Annotated in this window: 16 protein-coding genes; 6 read left to right on the top strand and 10 right to left on the bottom strand. The window is 72.4% G+C overall.

Translation table 11 applies throughout. The features are described 5' to 3' along the window. Positions 1-54: 54 nt before the first annotated feature. The 3 genes from radA to SGUI_RS07325 all read left to right on the top strand — a co-directional run bounded on the left by radA (position 55) and on the right by SGUI_RS07325 (position 3,580). Entirely contained in the window at positions 55-1,473 is a 1,419-nt protein-coding gene (radA, locus tag SGUI_RS07315; protein ID WP_066638187.1) for a DNA repair protein RadA, read from the top strand. Between the two features lie 108 nt (positions 1,474-1,581). Next, complete coding sequence (gene disA, locus SGUI_RS07320) at positions 1,582-2,664, top strand: DNA integrity scanning diadenylate cyclase DisA (RefSeq protein ID WP_066638190.1); 1,083 nt, start codon at positions 1,582-1,584, stop codon at positions 2,662-2,664. A 1-nt stretch (position 2,665) separates the two neighbouring features. Then, positions 2,666-3,580: an HhH-GPD family protein gene (locus SGUI_RS07325; RefSeq protein WP_066638193.1), complete on the top strand. Its 915-nt coding sequence runs from the start codon at positions 2,666-2,668 to the stop codon at positions 3,578-3,580. A gap of 140 nt (positions 3,581-3,720) precedes the next feature. Here SGUI_RS07325 and SGUI_RS07330 read toward each other — a convergent pair whose 3' ends face one another. Next, the gene (locus tag SGUI_RS07330; RefSeq protein WP_066638195.1) at positions 3,721-4,122 is read right to left on the bottom strand and encodes a VOC family protein; all 402 of its coding nucleotides are present in this window, start codon (positions 4,120-4,122) and stop codon (positions 3,721-3,723) included. Between the two features lie 110 nt (positions 4,123-4,232). Between SGUI_RS07330 and SGUI_RS07335 the strand changes: the two genes are divergently transcribed. Beyond that, positions 4,233-5,279, top strand: a complete 1,047-nt coding sequence (locus SGUI_RS07335) for a lipid II:glycine glycyltransferase FemX (RefSeq protein WP_066638197.1) — start codon at positions 4,233-4,235, stop codon at positions 5,277-5,279. Between the two features lie 7 nt (positions 5,280-5,286). On the opposite strand, the gene SGUI_RS07340 is transcribed toward SGUI_RS07335, so the two are convergent. From SGUI_RS07340 to ku, 4 genes are all read right to left on the bottom strand, one after another. After that, complete coding sequence (locus SGUI_RS07340; RefSeq protein WP_066638200.1) at positions 5,287-6,564, bottom strand: carboxylate--amine ligase; 1,278 nt, start codon at positions 6,562-6,564, stop codon at positions 5,287-5,289. A gap of 49 nt (positions 6,565-6,613) precedes the next feature. Further along, a complete protein-coding gene (locus SGUI_RS07345) occupies positions 6,614-8,092 on the bottom strand; it encodes a C40 family peptidase (RefSeq protein WP_191090963.1) in 1,479 nt (492 codons plus the stop codon). A 451-nt stretch (positions 8,093-8,543) separates the two neighbouring features. After that, a complete protein-coding gene (locus SGUI_RS07350) occupies positions 8,544-11,069 on the bottom strand; it encodes an ATP-dependent Clp protease ATP-binding subunit (protein WP_066638206.1) in 2,526 nt (841 codons plus the stop codon). A 167-nt stretch (positions 11,070-11,236) separates the two neighbouring features. Continuing rightward, positions 11,237-12,178, bottom strand: coding sequence for a non-homologous end joining protein Ku (gene ku, locus SGUI_RS07355; RefSeq protein ID WP_066638211.1), 942 nt, complete (start codon positions 12,176-12,178; stop codon positions 11,237-11,239). Positions 12,179-12,196: 18 nt separating this feature from the next. Here ku and ligD (SGUI_RS07360) point away from each other — a divergent pair, with 18 nt between their 5' ends. After that, positions 12,197-13,183: a non-homologous end-joining DNA ligase gene (gene ligD, locus SGUI_RS07360; protein WP_066638218.1), complete on the top strand. Its 987-nt coding sequence runs from the start codon at positions 12,197-12,199 to the stop codon at positions 13,181-13,183. After that, entirely contained in the window at positions 13,180-14,028 is an 849-nt protein-coding gene (gene ligD, locus SGUI_RS07365; RefSeq protein ID WP_066638221.1) for a non-homologous end-joining DNA ligase, read from the top strand. Before ligD (SGUI_RS07360) ends, ligD (SGUI_RS07365) begins: the two co-directional genes overlap by 4 nt. Positions 14,029-14,114: 86 nt before the next feature. Here the strand turns inward: ligD (SGUI_RS07365) and SGUI_RS07370 are convergent, their stop codons facing one another. The 5 genes from SGUI_RS07370 to SGUI_RS07390 form a co-directional block, all read right to left on the bottom strand. Further along, positions 14,115-14,447 carry a histone-like nucleoid-structuring protein Lsr2 gene (locus SGUI_RS07370; RefSeq protein ID WP_066638224.1) on the bottom strand — a complete coding sequence of 111 codons (333 nt, stop codon included), beginning with the start codon at positions 14,445-14,447 and terminating at the stop codon, positions 14,115-14,117. Between the two features lie 148 nt (positions 14,448-14,595). Further along, complete coding sequence (locus tag SGUI_RS07375) at positions 14,596-14,808, bottom strand: hypothetical protein (RefSeq protein ID WP_335675531.1); 213 nt, start codon at positions 14,806-14,808, stop codon at positions 14,596-14,598. Beyond that, entirely contained in the window at positions 14,808-16,310 is a 1,503-nt protein-coding gene (gene lysS / locus SGUI_RS07380; RefSeq protein ID WP_066638234.1) for a lysine--tRNA ligase, read from the bottom strand. The genes SGUI_RS07375 and lysS overlap by 1 nt, the downstream gene beginning before the upstream one ends. Positions 16,311-16,379: 69 nt before the next feature. Then, a complete protein-coding gene (locus SGUI_RS07385; RefSeq protein WP_066638242.1) occupies positions 16,380-16,886 on the bottom strand; it encodes a methylated-DNA--[protein]-cysteine S-methyltransferase in 507 nt (168 codons plus the stop codon). Further along, on the bottom strand, positions 16,883-18,433 hold the full coding sequence (locus SGUI_RS07390) for a DNA-3-methyladenine glycosylase 2 family protein (RefSeq protein WP_269465839.1): 1,551 nt from the start codon (positions 18,431-18,433) through the stop codon (positions 16,883-16,885). The genes SGUI_RS07385 and SGUI_RS07390 overlap by 4 nt, the downstream gene beginning before the upstream one ends. Between the last annotated feature and the right edge of the window lie 34 nt (positions 18,434-18,467).

Below are 18,467 nucleotides of genomic sequence, written 5' to 3' on the forward strand. Positions count from 1 at the left end.
CCGCGCCGCCACCGCGAGGGTGGGGCTGTCGGTGCCCGCGCCTACCCTGGCAGCGTGGCGAAGGCGAGCAGAGCGGCATACCGGTGCACCGAGTGCGGCTGGCAGGGGGTGAAGTGGGTGGGGCGCTGCCCCGAGTGCCAGGCGTGGGGCACGGTCTCCGAGGTGGGGGCCCGCACCACCGTGCGCACGAGCGCGGTGTCCCCCAGCCGGCCCGCGGTGCCGATCCGCACGGTGGACGCCGACGCGGCCCAGGCCCGCTCCACCGGGGTGGGCGAGTTCGACCGGGTCCTCGGCGGCGGCATCGTCCCCGGGGCCGTGGTGCTCATGGCCGGCGAGCCCGGGATCGGCAAGTCCACCCTGGCCCTCGACGTGGCGGCGCGGGCGGCCCGGGAGGGGACCTCCGTGCTCTACGTCTCCGGCGAGGAGTCCGCGGCCCAGGTCAAGCTGCGCGCGGAGCGGATCGGCGCGGTCGCGGACACCCTCTTCCTCGCGGCCGAGACCGACCTGGCCACGATCCTGGGCCAGATCGAGCAGACCGACCCCGAGCTGCTCGTGGTCGACTCGGTGCAGACCGTGGCCAGCGCCGACGTCGAGGGCGCGCCGGGCAACGTCGGCCAGGTGCGCGAGGTCGCCTCGGCCCTCATCCAGGCGGCCAAGACACGAGGCACCGCCGCCGTGCTCATCGGGCACGTCACCAAGGACGGCGGGATCGCCGGGCCCCGGGTGCTGGAGCACCTCGTCGATGTCGTGGTGGCCTTCGAGGGCGAGCGGCACAGCCGGCTGCGGCTCGTGCGCGCGGTGAAGAACCGCTTCGGCCCGACCGACGAGGTCGGCTGCTTCGACCTCGGGGACTCCGGCATCGTCGGACTGGCCGACCCCAGCGGGCTCTTCCTCTCCAGCCGCGACCGCCCGGTGCCCGGCACCTGCGTGACGGTCACCCTCGAGGGCCGACGGCCCCTGGTCGCCGAGGTCCAGGCCCTGGTCAGCGAGGCCTCCGCCGGGTCGCCCCGGCGCACCACCAGCGGCCTCGACCCCTCCCGGCTCGCGATGGTGCTGGCCGTGCTCGGGCAGCGCGGGGGCGTCCCGCTCGGCAAGGACGACTGCTACGCCGCCACGGTCGGCGGGGTCCGCCTCTCCGAGCCGGCCGCCGACCTCGCCCTGGCCCTCGCGCTGAGCAGCGCCAAGGCCGACCTCGCCCTGCCGGTAAGCACGATCGCTGTCGGCGAGGTCGGGCTGTCGGGCGACCTGCGCCCGGTCACCGGCGCGCCGCGCCGCCTCACCGAGGCCGCCCGCATCGGCTTCACCGAGGCGGTCATCCCCCTCGGCTCGCTGGCAGAGGGACGTCCGCCGTCGGGCATGCGGGTGCACGAGGTCGCCACCCTCAGCGACGCGGTGGCGCTGGTGCTCGCCGCCGCGAGCGCCACCGCCCGCCAGGGCGGCCGCTCCGACGAGGCGCTGATCAAGAATCTGTAAAGATCTGCACCGGGCAGGGGTGTGCGCCGCCACGGCAAATAGGATCGGCGGCACCGGGCACGCGCAGGGCAGGCGCCGGACGGACGTGGGCCGGTGAGGGAGGCGAGCATGTCGGAACGCAGCGACGAGGAGCTCTTGCGCGCGACCCTCGGCGCCGTCTCCCCGGGGACCGACCTGCGCGACGGGCTGGAGCGCATCCTGCGCGGGCGGACAGGGGCACTCATCGTGCTCGGCAGCGACCGGGTCGTCGACTCGATCAGCACCGGTGGTTTCGAGCTGGACGTGGAGTTCTCCGCCACCCGGCTGCGCGAGCTGGCCAAGATGGACGGCGGGATCGTGCTCACCCGCGACGGCACCCGGATCGTGCGTGCCGCGACCCAGCTCGCCCCGGACCGGACCATCGAGACCCGGGAGAGCGGCACCCGGCACCGCACCGCCGAGCGGACCGCCAAGCAGACCGGCTTCCCGGTCATCTCGGTGAGCCAGTCGATGTCGATCATCGCGCTCTACGTCGGCGACATCCGGCACGTGCTCGAGGAGCGCGGGCAGCTGCAGGCGCAGGCCAACCAGGCGCTGCAGACGCTGGAGCGCTACCGCGCCCGGCTGGACGAGGTGAGCGCCAGCCTGTCCGCGCTGGAGATCGAGGACCTCGTCACCGTCCGCGACCTCGCCCAGGTCCTGCAGCGGCTGGAGATGGTCCGCCGGATCAGCGCCGAGATCGAGCAGTACGTCGTGGAGCTGGGCGTCGACGGCCGCCTCACCGGGCTCCAGCTGGAGGAGATGACCGGCGGGGTCGAGCGCGAGCGCGAGCTCGTCGTGCGCGACTACATCGGGGCGGCCGAGGCGGGCCGCGACCCGGCCCAGGTGCAGGCGGCCCTGGCAGCCCTGGACAGCACCGAGCTGCTCGACCTCGCCGCCGTCGCCCGGTGCCTCGGCATCACCGTCGTCGGCGACGGGATGGACCACCAGCAGCTCAGCCCCTCCGGCTACCGGCTGCTCCACCGCATACCCCGGCTGCCCGGGGCGATCGTCGACCGGCTGGTCACCCACTTCGGCAGCTTCCAGCAGCTGCTCTCCGCCGGGCTCGAGGACCTCATGCAGGTCGACGGCGTCGGTGAGGCGCGCGCCCGCGCGGTGCGCGAGGGACTGTCGAGGCTGGCCGAGAGCTCGATCCTCGAGCGCTACGTCTGACGTGCGGGCGACCGACGTCGCGGCGCTGCACGACAGCGTCCTCACCTGGTATGCCGCGCACCGGCGCGACCTGCCGTGGCGCGCCCCCCACCGGACGCCGTGGGGGGTGCTCGTCTCCGAGGTCATGCTGCAGCAGACCCCGGTGGTCCGCGTGCTGCCCGTCTGGGAGCGGTGGATGGACGCCTGGCCGACCCCGGCCGACCTCGCCGCCGAGCCGAGCGGCACGGCGGTGCGGGAGTGGGGCCGCCTGGGCTACCCCCGGCGGGCGCTGCGCCTGCACGCCGCCGCGACCGCGATCCGCGACCTGCACGGGGGCGAGGTCCCCTCCGACGAGGAGACCCTGCGGACGCTCCCTGGCATCGGCGACTACACCGCCGCGGCGGTCGCCGCCTTCGCCTTCGGGCGTCGGGCCACGGTAGTCGACACCAACGTGCGCCGGGTGCACGCCCGGGCCCTGACCGGCACCGCGCTGCCCGCACCGTCCCTCACCCGGGCGGAGGTCGCCCTCGCGACCAGCCTCCTGCCGCAGGACGACGCCGAGGCCGCGACCTGGAGCGTCGCGGTCATGGAGCTGGGCGCCCTGGTGTGCACCGCCCGCGCCCCGCGCTGCGGCGAGTGCCCCGTCGCCGGACGCTGCGCCTGGCTCCGGGCGGGGTCACCCGCCCACGACGGGCCGGCACGTCGCGGCCAGGCCTGGGCGGGCACCGACCGCCAGTGCCGCGGCACCCTCCTGCAGGTGCTGCGCGAGGTCGACGGGCCGGTGCCGGGTGAGACCCTGCGCGCGGCCTGGCCTGGGCGCGGCGCGGCCCGTGACGCCTCCCATGAGCTGCAGCGCGACCGCTGCCTGGACGCCCTCGTCGCCGAGGGCCTGGTCGAGCCGCTCGCGGGGGACCGCTACCGCCTGCCCGGCACCTGAGCCGATCGGTCCCGGCGACACGCCCGACCCGAACGGCTCCGGCGTTCACGTGAACGCTGCAGCCGTTCGCGTCCGGCCTATCGGCGGGACGCGCGAGGGCCGGCCCGTCGCAGGCAACCTTCCCGGCCGACGGGGGCCGGTCATCTCGGTCGCGGGCCGAAGACACGGAACCGGTTGCCGTCGGGGTCGCGCATCTCGATCCACCGCACCCCGCTCTCCTCCCGGTCGGCCACGCGCTCGGCGCCGAGGGCCTCGGCCCGTTCGGCGACCTCGTGCCAGGCGTCGGCGTCCTCGGCGCCGATGTCCAGCCCCAGCGGGTTGGTCCCGGTGACGGGCTCGTCGGTGCGCTCGAAGATCCAGGTCTGCGGGGCGACCTCGTGGTGCAGGTCGAGCATGACCACCTCGTCGGAGGGCTCCGGTGCCGTGGGCAGCTGCATCAGCCCGGCCCAGAACTCGGCCAGGCGGCGCGGGTCGGTGCTGAAGAAGGAGTACATCCCCACGACGGGGCGCACGCTGTCGGTCGGGTCGTTCGAGATATCCATGAGGGGGTAGACCCTCTCGGCGGCCCGGACTCATCGCCGAGGTCGCCCGGGCTTCCCGGGCACCCGTGTTCCCCCCGGGAGCGGGCAGGGCCAGCCGTTACGATCCCGGTATGACGCTGACCTGGGTGGAACCGCAGTCCAACGCCGCGTGGCGCGAGCGCCTGCTGGCGACGCCGGGCCAGCCCTCGATGTTCCAGACGCCGGAGTTTGCGCAGGTCAAGGCCATGATGGGGTGGACGCCCAGGTATGCCGACATCGACGGCTTCCCGGTCACCGTGCACGAGCGGCGGGCCCTCGGCTTCGGCAAGGTCTGGTACCTCCCCAAGGGCCCGGGCGTGGCCACCCTGGAGCAGCTCGAGCCGCTGCTGCCGCCGTTGCGCGAGGCCGCCCACCGCGAGGGCGTCTTCCTCGTCAAGCTCGAGCCCGAGATCGTCGAGAGCCCGGAGACCCTCGCCGGCCTGGACCGTCTGGGCCTGCTCCCCTCCGGCCGGATCCAGACCAACAAGAACACCGTCTTCGTCGACGTCACCGGCACCCCCGACGACCTCATGGCCCGCTTCCCGTCCAAGACGCGCAACACCATCCGCCGCGGTATCAAGCAGGGCGTGGTCGCCGAGGCCGCCCCGCTGGAGGAGTCGACCTACGAGCGCATGTGGACACTCTGGATGGAGGTGGTGCAGGACCAGGGCATCACCCCGCGGGGGCACGACTACCAGGTCGCCATGTGGCGCACCTTCTGCGACGCCGGCCTGGGCCGCGTCTTCCTCGCCCAGCACGAGGGCCGCGACGTCGCCGGGGCCTTCGTCACCGTGGTCGGCCACGTCGCCTGCTACCGCGACGGCGCCAGCGTGCGCGAGCGCCCGGTCCGCGGTGGCAGCCACGCGCTCCAGTGGGCGGCGATGCAGTGGGCGCAGAGCCAGGGCGCCACGACGTACGACATGGCCGGGACCCCGCACTCCACCAAGGTGGACGACCGCGACGACCCCTACTTCGGCATCGGCGAGTTCAAGCGCAGCTTCGCCAAGGAGGTCACCGACTTCGTCGGCACCTACGACCTCGTGGTCCGACCCCGCCGCTACGACCTCTGGCAGCGCATCGGCCACCGCGTCACCGCGAAGGTCGTCTCCCGCGGCCGCTCCGGCGCGACCTTCTACTGAGCGCCGCTCAGAAGCCGGAGGCCGAGGGGCGGCGGTAGAACGTCGCCAGCTTCTTGGCGTGGTTGAGCCGGTTCGCCGCGACATACGCGCGCCGGCGCCAGTTGCCGCGTTCGTAGAGCAGCGGGTGGACCACCTTGCGACGGGCTGCCGCGAGCACCCGGCGGCGCAGCGCCGGGTCCCGGACGTAGTAGGGCAGCACCAGCGGGCTGACGATGCTGTAGAGCACCTCCTCGGTGCCGCGCACCGGCTCGCGCTCGACGCCCCGGACGACGTCGTCGACCACAGCACCGGCGAGGTCGGCCCCCGCGGCGGTGGCGTAGAAGCTGTTGCGCCCCATCCGCGGGTTGACCTCCATGTAGTAGATCGTCCCGGTCCTGGGGTCACGCTTGGCGTCGATGTTGGCGAAGCCCCAGTAGTCCACCGCGCCCAGGATCCGCTCCGCCGCGTCCATGAGGTCGTGCATCGGGGTGGTGATCATGGCGATCGGGTTGCCGATCGTCGTGGGGTCGTGCTCGCCGAGCAGGACCTGCGCGGTCGCGCACGCGGTCATCCGCCCGGTGCGGTCGACGTAGGCGACGATGGAGAGCTGGTGGGTGTCGTCACCGGGGATGTGCTCCTGCACGAGGAAGTCCTGCCGCACCCCACCGTCCCGCAGCGTCAAGACCAGGTCGTCCCACTCCTCCGGGGTCTGCAGGAACCACACCTTCTGCGCCCCCGGGAAGCGCAGGTGCTCGAAGTGGGCGCTGTTGGCGGGCTTGGCCACGACGGGGAAGGAGATGTCGATCGGGTCCGGCTCCCACGCCGGGTCGTCGGCCTCGGCGAAGGGCACCACGACCGTGCGCGGCGTCGGCAGGCCGAGGCGCTCGCAGATCTGCCCGAAGCTCTGCTTGTCGGCGATCTGCTCCAGGGTCTGCGACGACATCCGCGGGAAGGCGAAGTATGCGCCGAGCTCCTCGGCGTGCTCGGCGATCAGCTCGGTGTGCGAGTCCGAGTTGCAGCCCAGCAGCAGCGCCACGTCCGGCTCCCGCTCCCGGGAGGCCCGCCCCTCGTCCAGCAGCGTCCGGAGCAGCTGCGCCCGGTCCGTGTTCTCCCCCGCCTCGACGTTGTCGAGGATGCGGGAGTACGCGATGGGACCGGTCTGCCCGCGCGAGACGATCGTCGTGCGCACGCCGTACTTCTCGTGCAGCGCCCGCGCGAGCCCGTAGGTGCCGGGGTCGGTGCCCAGGAAGACCGGCCGCAGGGCCACCTCCGGGGCAGGCGAGGAGGAGGGGAGGTCGGTGGGCATACCGAGGATGCTAGTGCACCCCTGGCGCCGTCACCGGCACCGCGGCGGCTCAGCCGACGCCGTTGACGACCCCGTAGCCGGACACGCCGCTGAAGATCGCGCGGTACTGCGTCGGGACGCCCGGGCGGCCGGTGTCGTACATCATCCCGTTCCCGGCGTAGATGCCCACGTGGTAGGCCGGGTAGCCGAAGAAGACCAGGTCGCCCGGCTGCGGGTTGTTCGTGGGCGTCGCCGCCGCCTGCTGGGTGGCCGCGGTCCGCGGGATCGACAGGCCCACCTCGGCGAAGACGTAGGAGGTGTAGCCGGAGCAGTCGAAGCCCTCCTGCGGGTTGTTGCCGCCGTACTTGTACGGGGTGCCGATGTACTGCGCGGCGGTGTTGAGGATCTCCTGGCGGGTGGTCGAGGGGGCCGGGGCGGGAGCCGGCTCGGCGCCGCCGCCACCACCACCGCCACCGCCGGGGTTGCTCGCGGTGAGCACCGAGCCCGCCATGTACTGCGAGCCCGACATCTTCAGCCAGCCGTTGCTGGTGAGCGTGCCGGTGACCTCGGTGCCGCGCGGCATGCTGCCGACGACGGAGTATGACGTCGAGGGGCCGGAGCGGACGTTCGCCGACGCGGCGCTGACCCAGCGGGTCACCTCGTTCGGGGCGGGGTCCGGCTGCTCGCCACCGCCACCACCGCCGCCGCCGGGGTTGGTGCCGGTGAGGATCGAGCCGGCGATGTACTTCCCGCCGCCGATGTTGAGCCAGCCGTTGCTGGTCCAGGTGCCCGTCACCTTCGTGCCCTTGCGCATCGTGGTGACGACCGGGTGACCCAGGCCGGGGCCCGAGCGCACGTTGCCGACCGAGGCCTCCATCCACTGCGTCACGCGCTGGCTCCCGCCACCGCCGCCACCGGGGTCGGAGCCGCCGCCACCGCCGGGGTTGGTGCCGGTGAGGATCGAGCCGGCGATGTACTTCCCGCCGCCGATGTTGAGCCAGCCGTTGCTGGTCCAGGTGCCCGTCACCTTCGTGCCCTTGCGCATCGTGGTGACGACCGGGTTGCCCAGGCCGGGGCCCGAGCGCACGTTGCCGACCGAGGCCTCCATCCACTGCGTGACCCGCTCGGCGCTCCCGCCACCGCCGCCACCGCCGCCGGGGTTGCTGCCGGAGGACCGGGTGAGATTCCAGGCGGCGACGAACTTGTTGTTGCCGACCTTGAGCCAGTTGTTGGACGTGAGCGTGCCGGTGAGCTTGGCCCCGTTGCGGTAGCCGCCCACGATGCCGTAGGAGGTCGACGGACCGCTGCGGGCGTTGACGCCGGCAGCGGCGTTGACAGTCATCGTGACGGTCGAGATCGGGGCGGGGGTCGGGAGGACCCGGGGGGTCGCGACGGGCGTGGTCGGCGTGGCCGGCAGCAGCGGCTGCTGCGGCAGCTGCGGGGTGCCGGAGGGCGCGGCGTGGGCCGCGGGCGCGAGCGACACCACCGGGGCGGCGGCGGCGGTCACGGCGATCATGGTTCGCGACAGGCGACGGGTGCTCAGGGTCATCAGTGATCCGTACGTGTGTGGCGGGGCAGGACGCAGAGGTATCCGGCAGGGTGCGGAGACCGGTGTTTCTGGGACGACCCTCAGGTGGGCCAGGAGCAATGAAACCCACCCCTGACCTGCGGCGCAACCCCACCCCCACCCCAGTGAGTGCATTTCCCGGGGGCATGACAAGCGTGTAGTTCGTGATGTTGCTCACACACTCTCAGGGTTGATGCAGGTCAGCCCGGATATCACAAGGGTGTAGTTCGCTGACCAGCACTTTTCTCGATTTTCACACCTTTCTCGGGCGCCCCTCCGAGCACGTGATCTGAGTGAACTCGGCGTGTCTGAGTGGCACCTGTGAAATGCGTCAGGAGAGGGTCATCGGCCTACCTTTCCCAGACGCAGAACGGGCGGGACGCGGCGCACGTCGTGCACCACGTCCCGCCCGTGCGGGTGGGTCAGCTGCGGGTCAGCCGGCCTGCTCCTCCACCGGCACCGTGTCGGGCACCTCGGAGGGCTTGTCCTGCCCGCGGAAGGTGAAGACCTTGTCGCGGTTCTTGTCCTCGCCGACCGGGTCCTCGACGTCCACGATGACGATCTGACCGGTGCCGAGCTCGCCGAACAGGATCTTCTCCGAGAGCTGGTCCTCGATCTCGCGCTGGATGGCCCTGCGCAGCGGCCGGGCGCCGAGCACGGGGTCGTAGCCGCGCTTGGCCAGGAGCTCCTTGGCGGCCGAGGTGAGCTCGATCGCCATGTCCTTGTCCTTGAGGCGCTCGTCGAGACGGGCGACCATGAGGTCGACGATCGCCACGATCTCCTCCTGCGTGAGCTGCGGGAAGACGATGGTGTCGTCGACACGGTTGAGGAACTCGGGACGGAAGTGCTGCTTGAGCTCGTCCGTGACCTTGTTCTTCATCCGGTCGTAGTCGCTGCGGGTCTCCGGCCCGGCGGAGAAGCCGAGCGAGACACCCTTGGCGATGTCGCGGGTCCCGAGGTTGGTCGTCATGATGATGACGGTGTTCTTGAAGTCGACCACCCGGCCCTGGGAGTCGGTCAGGCGACCGTCCTCCAGGATCTGCAGCAGGCTGTTGAAGATGTCCGGGTGCGCCTTCTCGATCTCGTCGAAGAGCACCACGGAGAACGGCTTGCGCCGCACCTTCTCGGTCAGCTGGCCACCCTCTTCGTACCCGACGTAGCCGGGGGGCGAGCCGAACATCCGCGAGACGGTGTGCTTCTCGGAGTACTCCGACATGTCGAGCGTGATGAGGCTGTCCTCGTCACCGAAGAGGAACTCGGCGAGCGTCTTGGCCAGCTCGGTCTTGCCGACACCGGTCGGTCCGGCGAAGATGAACGACCCACCGGGGCGGCGGGGGTCCTTGAGGCCGGCGCGGGTGCGGCGGATGGCCTGGGACAGCGCCTTGATGGCGTCGTTCATGCCGATGATCCGCTTGTGCAGCTCGTCCTCCATGTTGAGCAGCCTGGAGGACTCCTCCTCGCTCAGCTTGAAGACCGGGATGCCGGTCGCCGCGGCCAGCACCTCGGCGATGAGCTCCTCGTCGACCTCGGCGACGACGTCCATGTCACCGTTCTTCCACTCCTTCTCCCGCTCGGCACGCGCCTGGGTGAGCTTGTGCTCCTCGTCGCGCAGCCGGGCGGCCTTCTCGAAGTCCTGGCCGTCGATGGCCGACTCCTTCTCGCGCTTGGCGTGCGCGATCTTCTCGTCGAAGTCGCGCAGGTCCGGCGGCGCGGTCATCCGACGGATGCGCAACCGGGCCCCGGCCTCGTCGATCAGGTCGATCGCCTTGTCCGGCAGGAAGCGGTCGTTGATGTAGCGGTCGGCCATGGACGCGGCCGCGACGAGGGCGCTGTCGGTGATGGTCACCCGGTGGTGCGCCTCGTAGCGGTCGCGCAGACCCTTGAGGATCTCGACGGCGTGCTTGAGCGTGGGCTCGGACACCTGGATGGGCTGGAAGCGACGCTCCAGCGCGGCGTCCTTCTCGATGTGCTTGCGGTACTCGTCCAGGGTGGTCGCACCGATGGTCTGCAGCTCGCCGCGGGCCAGCATCGGCTTGAGGATGCTGGCGGCGTCGATCGCGCCCTCGGCGGCACCCGCACCGACGAGGGTGTGGATCTCGTCGATGAACAGGATGATGTCGCCGCGGGTGCGGATCTCCTTGAGCACCTTCTTGAGGCGCTCCTCGAAGTCACCGCGGTAGCGCGAGCCGGCGACCAGGGCACCGAGGTCGAGCGTGTAGAGCTGCTTCTCCTTGAGCGTCTCCGGCACGTCGCCCCGGACGATGTCCTGGGCCAGGCCCTCGACGACGGCGGTCTTGCCGACGCCGGGCTCGCCGATGAGGACGGGGTTGTTCTTGGTGCGGCGGGACAGCACCTGCATGACCCGCTCGATCTCCTGCTCGCGCCCGATGACCGGGTCGAGCTTGCCCTCGCGGGCGGCCTGGGTGAGGTTGCGGCCGAACTGGTCCAGGACCAGGGAGCCGGACTGCTGGCCCTCCTGCTGGCTGCCGGCGCCGACGCCGGCGGTCGCCGACTCCTTGCCCTGGTAGCCCGAGAGCAGGGTGATGACCTGCTGGCGGACCCGGTTGAGGTCGGCGCCCAGCTTGACCAGCACCTGGGCGGCCACGCCCTCTCCCTCGCGGATGAGGCCGAGCAGCAGGTGCTCGGTGCCGATGTAGTTGTGGCCCAGCTGCAGGCCCTCGCGCAGCGAGAGCTCGAGGACCTTCTTGGCGCGCGGGGTGAACGGGATGTGCCCGGTCGGGCTGTTCTGCCCCTGGCCGATGATCTCCTGCACCTGCTGGCGCACCGCGTCCAGCGAGATGTCCAGCGACTCCAGCGCCTTGGCGGCCACGCCCTCACCCTCGTGGATCAGGCCCAGCAGCAGGTGCTCGGTGCCGATGTAGTTGTGGTTGAGCATGCGCGCCTCTTCCTGCGCGAGCACCACCACACGTCGAGCCCGGTCGGTGAACCGTTCGAACATGCTCTTCTCCTCCACTGTGGGCGTCCGCCCACTCTACGTGCGTCTGATCCAGATCAACGCCGAGATCCGCCACCGATGTTCCGTGTTCGCCCCCGGCGGAATGCGGGCCGCGCGCCCCGCTGCGCGGTCACCACCGGCGTGCGCGCCGGGCAGGACGAGGTATGCGCTCAGCCGGCCTTCTTGGTCGTCGACCGCTTGGAGGAGCTCGACTTCTTCGCGGCGGGCTTCTTCGCCGAGGACTTCTTGGACGTCGAACCGGAGGACTTCTTCTTCGTCCCCGAGCCGCTCGAGCCACCCTCGTCGGCGTCGCCCTCGCCGCGGCCCTTCTTGGCCCGGTCCACCGAGCGCTGCAGCGCGGCGAGCAGGTCGACCACCTCCCCGGAGTCGGCCTCGTCCTCCTCGTCCGGGCTCTCGGTGACCTCGCCGCCGCTGATCTTCTTCTCGACCAGGGCGTCCACGGCCTCCTTGAAGTCGTCGACGTGCCCCTCCGGCTCGAAGTCCCCGGACATCGAGTCGACGAGCATCCGCGCCATCGCGACCTCGTCCTTCTTGGGCTCGCTCACCTCGTCGAGGTGGTCCAGCTGGTCCGAGGCCCGGATCTCGTCCGGCCACAGCAGCGTCTGCATGACGATCGCGTCGTCGTCCTCGCGCACCCGCAGCACCGCCATGGTCATCCGGGTGCGCACCGAGACCGTCACCACCGCGACCCGGTCGGACTCCCGCAGCGCCTCCCGCAGCAGGCCGTAGGCCTTGGCGCCCATCGCGTCCGGCTCCAGGAAGTAGGCCTTGTCGAACAGGATCGGGTCGATCTGCTCGCGCGGGACGAAGCGCTCGACCGAGATCTCCTTGCTGCTGCGGTTGGGCAGGCTCGCGAGGTCCTCGTCGGTGAGCACCACGGTCTTGCCGTCGTCGGTCTCGTAGGCCTTGGCGATGTCCTTGTAGGCGACCTCCTCGCCGTCGGCCTGCGCCACCCGCTTGTAGCGGATCCGGCTGCCGTCGCTGCCCCGCACCTGGTGGAAGCTGAGGTCGTGGTTCTCGGTCGCCGAGTAGAGCCGCACGGGCACGTTGACCAGCCCGAACGACACGGCACCCTTCCAGATCGCTCTCACGCACCCCAGGATGGACCCATGCGCCCCATGCTCGCCACCCCGGGACCCGTACCGGAGGGGCCTCCTGCCGGCCCGGGGTGGGTGCACGAGATCAAGTGGGACGGGATCCGCCTCCTCGCCGACGTCCGCGAGGGCACGCTGCGGCTGACCACCCGCGGCGAGCGGGACATCGCGGTCGCCTTCCCCGAGCTCACCGCGCTGGCCGGGGTGGCCGACGACCTGCTGCTCGACGGCGAGGCGGTGGTGCTCGTGGACGGGCTGCCCTCGTTCGGGCACGTCGTGGAGCGGGTGCACACCTCGACCGCCGCCGCGGCCCGGCGGCTCGCGAGCGCCTCGCCGGCCACCTACGTCGCCTTCGACCTGCTCCGCCTCGACGGGCTGGACCTCACGCCGCTGCCCTGGACCGCGCGCCGGGAGGCGCTGGAGGAGCTGCTCGACGGGGTCCCGCAGACCCAGCTCTCCCCGGTCTACGACGACGGCGCGATGCTGCTGGCCGCGACCCGGGAGCAGCACCTGGAGGGGGTCGTCAGCAAGCGGCGGTCGGCGGCATACCGGGCCGGGCAGCGCAGCGCGGACTGGCTGAAGTTCCCGCACCGTGCGCAGCGCTCGGTGGTGGTGGGCGGCTGGCGTCCCGAGACCGGTCGCCCGGGGCGCATCGGGGCCGTGCACGTCGGCCTGCCCGTCCCCGACGCCGACGGTATGCCCGTGCGCACCGACGACGGCACCCTGCTCCTGCGCTACCGGGGTCGGGTCGGCAGCGGGCTGGCCGGGCGCGCCGGCGAGCAGCTGCAGCGGCTGCTCGCGCAGGTGCCGCGGGCGGCATACCCCTTCGACGCGCCGATCCCCGCGGTGGAGGCGCGCGGGTCGACCTGGCTGGAGCCGCAGGTGGTGGTCGAGGTGGCCTCCCTGGGGCTCGGCGCGCAGGGACGGCTGCGGCAGCCCTCCTTCCAGGGGGTCCGCGCCGACCTGGCGCCGACGGACCTGCTGCACGAGGACCTGGCGTGAGCAGCCAGCAGGTCAGCGTCGCCGGGCGCACGCTCAAGGTGAGCAACCTGGACAAGGTGCTCTACCCCGCCACCGGCACGACCAAGGGCGAGATCCTCACCTACTACGTCACCCACGCCGAGCAGATCCTGCCCGAGCTGGCCGACCGGCCGGTCACCCGGATCCGGTGGCCGGAAGGCGTCGCGCAGGCGCACTTCTTCGAGAAGAACCTCCCCTCCGGAGCACCCGACTGGCTGCCCCGGGTCGTCGTCCCCACGCCCGGGTCCTCGCGCGGGCACACCCACCTGACGTTCCCGCTGGTCACCGATCTGGCGGACCTGGTCTACCTCGTCAACCTCGGCAGCCTCGAGCTGCACGTGCCGCAGTGGCGGATCGACGGCGACGGCGTCCCGCAGGACCCGGACCGGCTGGTGGTCGACCTCGACCCGGGTCCCGGCGCCGGGCTCGCCGAGTGCTCCCGGGTGGCGCTGCTGGTGCGCGACCGGCTGGGTGCGGTGGGGCTCGAGGCGCGCCCGGTCACGAGCGGGTCCAAGGGCATGCAGCTGTATGCCGCGCTCGAGGGCACCCGGAGCTCGGACGAGGTGAGCGCTGTCACCAAGGCGCTGGCCGAGAGCCTGGCCGAGCAGCACCCCGACCTGGTGACGGCGCGGATGACCAAGGCGGTGCGGCCCGGGAAGGTCTTCCTCGACTGGAGCCAGAACAACGGGGCGAAGACGACGATCTGCCCGTGGTCCGTGCGGGGCAGGGAGCGGCCGCAGGTGGCCTTCCCGCGCGACTGGGACGAGGTCGAGGGCGCCGCCGAGGGGGACGAGGAGCTCGTGCAGGTGCTCATCGACGAGGTGTAACGCCGTCACGGACGCCCGACGGGACGAGAACGGGGCCGGCACCCTCGTGGGTGCCGGCCCCGTGCGTCACGCCCGGGGGCGTGAGGTCAGTTCGCCGCCGCGTAGGCGTCCTGGAGCTGCTGCGACACGCGGCCGCGCGAGCTCACCTGGAAGCCGTTCTCACGGCCCCACTCACGGACCTTCGCGAGCTCGTCGCTGCGACCGCTCGAGGTGCTCGAGCCCTTGCGCCGGGTCTGACGCCGACCGCCGGAGCGACGGGCCTGACCGATCCACGAGGCGAAGTCCTCACGCAGCTTCGCGGCATTCTCGTCACTGAGGTCGATCTCGTACTGAACCCCGTCCAGGGCGAACTCCACGGTCTGGCTCGCCTCCCCGCCACTGAGGTCATCGACAAGGATGACCTGCACACGCTGTGCCATTTTCTTCTCCTTTTTGAGACCATGCGCCGCCAACAGGATGCGGCGCGAAAGCAGACTAGCGCTTTTCCCTGGGATTGCGAACCCGGTATCCCATCACGAAGGTCACAGGACAATCACAGTGCCCCCGGACAATGGGAACGTCGAGCGGTTAGGACGTCGGTTGCTGGTCCGGCTTCGCCGGGCCGTCGGAACCGTCGGGGTGTGCGTCCCGCTCGGCCTGCTCGGCCGCCCGCAGCGCGGCCCGCTCGCGCCGGTCGCCCTCCACGACGTGCTTCATGACGACGTAGAAGAGATAGAGCAGACCGATCGAGGGCAGCAGCGCCGCCAGGATCATCCAGCCCTCGTAGAGCAGCCCGCTCATCAGGCCTCCGGCTTGAGGAAGGGGAAGAGGATGGTCTCGCGGATCCCCGTCCCGGTGAGCAGCATGAGCACCCGGTCCAGGCCCATGCCCAGACCGCCCATGGGCGGCGCGGCATACTCCAGCGCCCGCAGGAAGTCCTCGTCCAGCTGCATCGCGTCCTCGTCGCCACCCGCGGCCAGCAGGGACTGCTCGGTGAGCCGCGCGCGCTGGACCTCGGGGTCGACGAGCTCGGAGAAGGCGGTGCCGCGCTCCACCCCGCCGATGACGAGGTCCCACGCCTCGACGAGCCCGGGCTCGCTCCGGTGCGGCCGGGCCAGCGGCTGCGCGAGCGCCGGGTAGTCGCAGACGAAGGTCGGCTGGATGAGCGTCGGCTCGACGACGTCGCCGAAGATCTCCATGGCGATCTTGTCGGCGCCCCACTCGGGCTTCACCGGCACCCCGTGCGCGTCGGCGAGACGACGCAGGTCCTCCTCCGAGGAGTCGACGCCGACGCTCTCCCCCATGGCGCTCGAGAGCCCTTCGTAGAACGGCAGCCAGGACCATTCCCCGTCGAGGTCGACCGGCCCGGCCGGGGTCTCGAGCGCTCGTCCTCCGAGCTCGTCCGCCGCCGCGAGGATCATCCGGCGCATGAGATCGGCCATGGTGAACTGGTCGCCGTAGGCCTGATAGCACTCGAGCATCGTGAATTCCGGCGAGTGGGTGGAATCGATCCCCTCGTTGCGAAAGATCCGGCCGATCTCGTAGACGCGTTCCACGCCCCCGACGACGGCCCGCTTGAGATAGAGCTCGAGCGCGATCCGCATCGTCATCGGCAGGTCGAAGGCGTTGAGGTGGGTGTTGAACGGCCGGGCGTTGGCCCCGCCGTGGACCGCCTGCAGCACGGGCGTCTCGACCTCGACGTAGCCGTCCTGCTCGAGGACCCGGCGCACGGCGCGGGTCAGCGCCGCCCGGTCCACGACCATCTGCCGCGCCTCGTCCCGCACGATGAGGTCGACGTAGCGCTGCCGGACCCGCTGCTCCTCCGACAGGTCCTTGTGCAGCACGGGCAGCGGCCGCAGCGCCTTGGCCGCCATCTCCCACCTGCTGGCCATGACGGACAACTCGCCCCGCCGGGAGCGGATGACCCGGCCCTCGACGAAGACGTGGTCGCCCAGGTCGACCCAGGCCTTCCACCGGTCCAGGGACTCCTGGCCGATCTCGGCGAGCGAGAGCATGCCCTGCAGCCGGGTGCCGTCACCGGCCTGCAGCGAGACGAAGCAGAGCTTGCCGGTGTTGCGGACGAAGACGACCCGCCCCGCGACCCCGACGACGTCCTGCGTCTCCTCGCCGGTCTCCAGCCCGTCCCACTGCTCCCGCACCTGGGGGATGGTGTGGGTGAGCGGCAGGTGGACCGGGTAGGGGTCGACCCCCGCGTCGAGCATGGCCGCACGCTTGCCCTGCCGGACCGCGATCTGCTCGGGCAGGTCGGTCTCCGGGACGGGCTGGGGGCTGGGGTCGCTCACTCTCTCAAGAGTAGTCGCCCGCCCGCGCCCTCTCGGCACGGCGTCGGTCGTGCGGGAGCCCGCACCGGTTCAGCCGAAGAGCGCCGGGGTGCCGGCCCTGCTCTCCAGGTCGAGGAGCGCCTGCTTGCGCTCGACCCCGCCGCCGTAGCCGGTGATCGCGCCGGAGGACCCCACGACCCGGTGGCAGGGCACGACGATGGAGATCGGGTTGCGCCCGTTCGCCAGGCCCACGGCCCGGGAGGCGCCGGGCTGGCCGAGCGCGCGGGCGAGGTCGCCGTAGGACCACGTCTGGCCGTAGGGGATGGCGCGCAGCACCGCCCAGACCCGCTGCTGGAAGTCGGTGCCGGCCGCGGCCACGGGGAGGTCGAAGTCGGTGCGCTCGCCGGCGAGGTACTCCCGCAGCTGCCGTGCCGCGGCGAGCAGCACCGCGGGCGCTGCTGCCTCCTCGACCTGGTGCCCGAGGTCCTTCGGCGCGTGCCGGTGCTCGGCGAAGTAGACCCCGGTGAGGTGCTCGCCGTCGCTGGCGAGGCGCAGCGGCCCCAGGGTCGAGTCGATGATCAGGTGCACGGTGGTCATGGTGTCTCCTCAGGGGTGGGGTATGCCGGCAGCCGCGCCGCCGCGTGGTCGGAGGCGGCCCAGAGCAGGGCCGTGGCATAGCTGCGCCAGGGGCGCCACCCCGAGGCGTGCTGCACCAGGGCGCGGCCGCCGGGCAGCCCGTGGGCGCGAGCCGTGACCTGCACGCCGAGATCGGTGGCGGGGAAGGCGTCCGGGTCGCCCATCCCCCGCAGCAGCACCATCTCGGCCGTCCACGGCCCGACACCGGGCAGGGCCAGCATCGCCTCCCGGGCGGCGGACCGGTCGGCGCCGGCGCCGAGGTCGAGCTCGCCGTCCGCGAGCGCGGCCGCCACGGTGCGCAGCGTGCGCTGGCGGGAGGCGGGCGTACCCGGCAGGTCGTCGTCGGCCGCAGCAGCGACCGCCTCGGCCGTGGGGAAGAGGTGGGTCACCGGACCGGCGAGCTGCTCCGGCAGGGGCTCCCCGAGGCTCGCCACCAGCCGACCGGTCAGCGTGCCGGCCGCGACCGTGGACACCTGCTGGCTGAGGACGACGCGCAGCGCGAGCTCGTCGGGGTCGGGGCTGCCGGGCAGGCGCACGCCGGGGTGCGCCGCGACGAGCGGGGCCAACGCGGGGTCGTCGGCGAGGTGCTCGTCGACCGCGACGGGGTCGGCGTCGAGATCGAGCATCCGGCGGCAGCGGCCGATCGCGGCGGCAAGGTCGCTCGTGTCGGTGAGCCGCAGGGTGACGTGGACGTGCCGGTCGCCGGCCGCGCTGGGGCGCAGCTGCGCGACAGCCGGGCCGGCCGGGAGGCGCAGGGACCGGACGAGCGCCCCGTCGGTCCAGGCCTCGATCCCCGGCACCGCGGTGGCGACGAGGTGGCCGAAGAGGCTGGGTGCGTGCAGGGGGCCGCGGAAGGGCAGCCGCAGGGTGAGGGTGGTCGGTGCCCCGGTCACCGGCGCTCGGTCGGGGCCGTGGTGCTCGGCAGCGCGGCGGCGTGCCCCGGCCCGCAGCTGGGAGGGGGTGGCGGCATACACCTCGCGGACGGTGTCGTTGAAGGACCGGATGCTGGAGAAGCCCGCGGCGTGCGCGACATCAGCCATCCGCAGCGTCGTCCCCTCCAGCAGCAGCCGCGCCGCCTGCGCCCGCTGCGCCCGGGCGAGCGCCAGCGGGCCGGCCCCGAGCTCAGCGCTGACCAGCCGCTCCAGCTGCCGGGTCGAGTAGCCCAGCCGCCGGGCGAGACCACCGACCCCCTCGCGGTCCACCACCCCGTCCGCGACGAGCCGCACCGCCCGGGCCACGACATCGCCCCGGACGTGCCAGAGCGGCGATCCCGGGGTGGCGTCCGGCAGGCACCGCTTGCAGGCCCGGAAGCCGGCGCCCTGGGCCGCGGCGGCGCTCGGGTAGAAGCGGAGGTGATGCACCTTCGGGGTGATGGCCGGGCAGCTGGGGCGGCAGTAGATCCTCGTGCTGAGCACCCCGGTGACGAACCACCCGTCGTAGCGGGGGTCCTTGCTGCGCACGACCGCCGCGCAGCGGTCGTGGTCGAGGTGGATGGCCGAGGTGCTCACCCCCCCATGGTGCCGTGCGCCGCGGCGCAGATCT

The sequence above is a fragment of the Serinicoccus hydrothermalis genome (genome assembly GCF_001685415.1).
In the GTDB taxonomy this organism is placed as follows: Bacteria; Actinomycetota; Actinomycetes; order Actinomycetales; family Dermatophilaceae; genus Ornithinicoccus; species Ornithinicoccus hydrothermalis.